This window comes from Nocardia sp. NPDC058497 (assembly GCF_042720195.1).
Classification (GTDB): Bacteria; Actinomycetota; Actinomycetes; order Mycobacteriales; family Mycobacteriaceae; genus Nocardia.
This window is the reverse complement of record NZ_JBHXMY010000539.1, coordinates 1-4,015: the sequence shown is the minus strand read 5'-3', so window position 1 is coordinate 4,015 and position 4,015 is coordinate 1. Positions and strand designations below refer to the sequence as shown.

The window sequence follows — 4,015 nt, the reverse complement described above, 5'->3', positions numbered from 1 at the left end:
TAAGGAGTGGACCGCGCACACGGGGTGCGCGGTCCGTCACATCACGGCAGTGGCGGGTTGGCGCTGTCGTCGCCGTCGAAGTCGACGGAGGAGTATTCGCGGAGCTTGGTGAGGCGGTGGTAGGCGTCGATCATGCGGACGGTGCCGGACTTGGAGCGCATGACGATCGACTGGGTGGAGGCGCCGCCGCCGAAGTAGCGGACGCCGCGCAGCAGGTCGCCGTCGGTGACGCCGGTGGCGCAGAAGAAGACGTTCTCGCCTGCGACCAGGTCGGTGGTGGACAGGACGCGGTCGAGGTCGTGGCCGGCGTCGATGGCCTTCTGGCGCTCTTCGTCGTCCTTGGGGGCGAGCATGCCCTGCAGTTCGCCGCCGAGGCAGCGCAGTGCGGCGGCGGCGATGATGCCCTCGGGGGTGCCGCCGATGCCGACCAGGATGTCGACGCCGGACTCGGGGCGCGCGGCGGCGATGGCGCCTGCGACGTCACCGTCGGAGATCAGGCGGATGCGGGCGCCCGCGTCGCGGGTCTGCTGGATGATCTCGGCGTGGCGGGGGCGGTCCAGGATGCAGACGGTGAGGTCGGAGACCGAGGACTTCTTGGCCTTGGCGACGCGGCGGATGTTCTCGCCGATCGGGGCGGTGATGTCGATCGAGCCGGCGGCGTCGGGGCCGACGGCGATCTTGTGCATGTAGAACACGGCCGACGGGTCGAACATGGCGCCGCGCTCGGCGACCGCGAGCACCGCGATGGCGCCGGGGGAGCCCTTCGACATCAGCGTGGTGCCGTCGATCGGGTCGACGGCGAAGTCGACCTCGGGGCCGGTGCCGTCACCGACCAATTCGCCGTTGTACAGCATCGGCGCTTCGTCCTTCTCGCCTTCACCGATGACGACGACGCCGCGCATGGAGACGGAGCTGACGAGCTGGCGCATGGCGTCGACGGCCGCGCCGTCGCCGCCTTCCTTGTCTCCGCGACCGACCCAGCGGCCCGCTGCCATCGCGCCTGCCTCGGTCACGCGGACCAGCTCGAGTGCGAGGTTGCGGTCGGGTGCCTCGCGGCGGCTGGGGGCGGGCGAAGATGCCGTCATTGCGGAGTGCCTCCTTGGCGTTGGTGTACGGGGGCAATTGTCGCATTCAGATCTGGCACGGTCGTGCACCACCTCCTCGGATGCCCGCTGACAGCCCTGGTCGGCGTCGAGTGGATACTGGTAGCCGTGGCCCAGCAGAAGCACCGGATCTTCAACGACTATCGCGACCTTTTCTGGTCGCTGATCCCGTTGGTGCTGATCGCGATCGTGCTTGCGGGCGCCGCGAGCCAGTGCACGGTGGCGACGAACGGCCCGACGCAAGGTCAGGTGCCGCATTTCGACGCCGACTCGGCGCTGCGCTCCGACGCCAAGTCGCTGCCGTTCCCGATCCGCAACCCGGAGCTCCCGCAGGACTGGGTGTCGAACTCGGGCAGCCGCGAAACCATCGTCGCCGCGGGTGGCGGTCCCGTGAGCACCGTCGGCTATCTGACCCCGCAGGGCACCTACATGCGGCTCTCGCAGAGCTCGGCGTCCGAGGAAGCGCTGGCCAGGCACGTGCTCGGCTCGCGCTACGCCACCGGAACGCAGGATGTGGACGGGCAGAAGTGGGTCGTCTACGCGGAGCCGACCGAGGAATCCGCCTGGATCGCCGACCTGGGCGGGGTCCGGGTGCTGATCACCGGCGCGGGTAACGAGGCCGCGTTCACCACGCTGGCGAAGGCTGTCACCACCGCGCAACCGCTGTCGAAGTGAGTTCATCACGCTGAGTACCGGCTGTCGAGCCCGCAGAACTGCCGGGTTCCACCGGTTGGGGACGGCGCTTAACGTCTCCGGCATCGTTGGTCGTGACCGGAGGAGTTCCGCATGAAGAAGTCTGTTGCCGCCCTGGTCCTGACGGCGGCCGCGCTGCTGGCGCCCGCCGGAGTCGCATCCGCAGCGCCGGTCACCGGCGCACCCGCGGCCCCGGTCGCGGATACGGGTTCGGCAGTGGCCGAAGCCGTGTGCCTGTTGATGAAGATGCTGCAGGCCGGATATGTGGACAGCTCAGGCAGCGTCCCGAGCTGCCTGGCGTCTTCGGGCTCGGCCTAGGCCCCAGCTCACCGGCCGGATGTCTCGGCCTAGCCGCAGCTCACCGACCGACTGGATGTATCACTGAAGCTGTAGGTCCAGCCGGTGTTGCGCGTAAGGCCGTGTTGCCGCTGCGCGGGCGGTGAACCTACTGGCCTGCGTCGTCGTCGGCGTGCGAGGCGATGGCGTCCTCCACACGCTTGCGCGCACCGGCCAGATGCTGCTCGCAGCGGGTCGCCAGTGCCTCGCCGCGTTCCCAGAGGGCGAGCGAGTCGTCGAGGTCGAGGCCGCCCTGCTCGAGCATCTTGACCACATTGACCAGTTCGTCGCGGGCGCGTTCGTAGCCGAAGGCGGCGATCTCGGCGAGGGTGTCGGCAGGCTCGGTTCCGGCGTCGGGCACGGTCATTTCCCCTTGTCGTCGGTGGCGGGTGTCAGGCGCTGGGTGCCGAGCGCGGCGGCGCTGATCGCGCCGTCGGCGACGCGGATGCGGAGCTGGCTGCCCGCGGGGGCGTCGGAGATCGCGCGGACCACGTGACGTTCCGGTCCGGCGACGCGCTGCACGACAGCGTAGCCACGGGCCAGCGTCGCGGCGGGACCGACAGCGGTGAGCTTCTCGCGTAGATGCACGGCCGCGGTGGACTCGGTGCGCAGCGTCTGCTCGACCGTGCGGCGGGCCGCCAGGCGCAGCCGCTCCACCTCGTCGTGGCGGTGCCGCAGCTCACGCAGCGGATCGGCGAGGACGGGACGCGAGCGCAACTGGGCGATGATGTGGGCCTCGCGCTGCACCCAGCCGCGCAGCGCGGCGGCCGAGCGGGCCCGCATCTCGCGCACACCGGCGAGTTCGGCGGCGGCGTCGGGGACGATGCGTTTGGCGGCGTCGGTGGGTGTCGCGGCGCGCACGTCGGCGACGAGATCGCTCAGCGGGGCGTCGGGTTCGTGGCCGATCGCGCTGACGATCGGGGTGGTGGCGGCGGCGATGGCCCGGCACAGCGCCTCGTCGGAGAACGGCAGCAGGTCTTCGGTACTGCCGCCGCCGCGGGCGAGCACGATCACGTCGACGGCAGGGTCGCGATCCAGCGCGGCCAGCGCGTCCAGCATCTGCGGGACGGCTGTCGGCCCCTGCACTGCGGTGTTCTTCACGACGAAACGGACTGCGGGCCAACGGTTCTGGGCGACGGTCAACACATCGCGTTCGGCGGCACCGGCCCGCCCGGTGATCAGCCCGACGGTGCCGGGCAGGAACGGCAGCGGCCGCTTGAGCCGCGGATCGAACAGCCCTTCCGCCGCCAGCAGTGACTTCAACCGCTCGATTCGGGCCAGCAACTCGCCGATGCCGACGGGCCGGATCTCGGTGACCCGCAGCGACAGCGTGCCTCGCCCGGTGAAGAACTGCAGCTTGCCGTAGACCACGACCCGGCTGCCCTCGGTCAGCGGAACGGGACTGCGCCGCAACAATTCCGGATCACACGTCACCGACAGCGACATATCCGCCGAGGTATCGCGCAACACCAGGAACGCGGTGCGCGTGCCGGGCCGCAGATTGATCTGGGTGACCTGACCCTCCACCCACACGCTGCCGAGCCGGTCGATCCACTGCGCGACCTTCACCGCGACCGACCGCACCGGCCACGGCTGCTCCGCCGAACTGCCCGGTGCGCCTGCCTGCGCGGCAGCGCCGGAGGCCGCCGGGGCGGAAGTGCCGGAGCCGTCCTCAGTCATAGGTTTAGGTATACGCGGCGCTACCGACACAAACAAAAGCGGGCGCCACCCCCCCCCCGGGGGCGGCTTTGGGGCCCCACCAAGGGGGGTACGTAAATGGCCGGCACCCGCCGGGAGGGGGTGGGGGGGCATGTGTGGTAAGGGGGGGGGGGCGGCGGGGGGTGGGGTTTAAACAAACTCACCGGCCGCCCCAAATAAGTGGG

5 protein-coding genes are annotated in these 4,015 nt (G+C 70.5%); 2 read left to right on the top strand and 3 right to left on the bottom strand.

Annotated features, from left to right (window positions below):
* Positions 1-41: 41 nt before the first annotated feature.
* Positions 42-1,085 (bottom strand): class II fructose-bisphosphatase, encoded by a 1,044-nt coding sequence (gene glpX / locus ACFWPJ_RS26775; protein WP_378855347.1) that lies wholly within the window; start codon positions 1,083-1,085, stop codon positions 42-44.
* Positions 1,086-1,211: 126 nt separating this feature from the next.
* Here glpX and ACFWPJ_RS26770 point away from each other — a divergent pair, with 126 nt between their 5' ends.
* Both ACFWPJ_RS26770 and ACFWPJ_RS26765 read left to right on the top strand, forming a co-directional pair.
* On the top strand, positions 1,212-1,778 hold the full coding sequence (locus ACFWPJ_RS26770; RefSeq protein ID WP_378855345.1) for a DUF4245 domain-containing protein: 567 nt from the start codon (positions 1,212-1,214) through the stop codon (positions 1,776-1,778).
* 111 nt (positions 1,779-1,889) lie between these two features.
* Positions 1,890-2,114: a hypothetical protein gene (locus ACFWPJ_RS26765; RefSeq protein ID WP_378855343.1), complete on the top strand. Its 225-nt coding sequence runs from the start codon at positions 1,890-1,892 to the stop codon at positions 2,112-2,114.
* A gap of 127 nt (positions 2,115-2,241) precedes the next feature.
* Here ACFWPJ_RS26765 and ACFWPJ_RS26760 read toward each other — a convergent pair whose 3' ends face one another.
* Positions 2,242-2,499 carry an exodeoxyribonuclease VII small subunit gene (locus ACFWPJ_RS26760; RefSeq protein ID WP_378855342.1) on the bottom strand — a complete coding sequence of 86 codons (258 nt, stop codon included), beginning with the start codon at positions 2,497-2,499 and terminating at the stop codon, positions 2,242-2,244.
* Complete coding sequence (xseA, locus tag ACFWPJ_RS26755) at positions 2,496-3,812, bottom strand: exodeoxyribonuclease VII large subunit (RefSeq protein ID WP_378855340.1); 1,317 nt, start codon at positions 3,810-3,812, stop codon at positions 2,496-2,498. Before xseA ends, ACFWPJ_RS26760 begins: the two co-directional genes overlap by 4 nt.
* Positions 3,813-4,015: the final 203 nt, after the last annotated feature.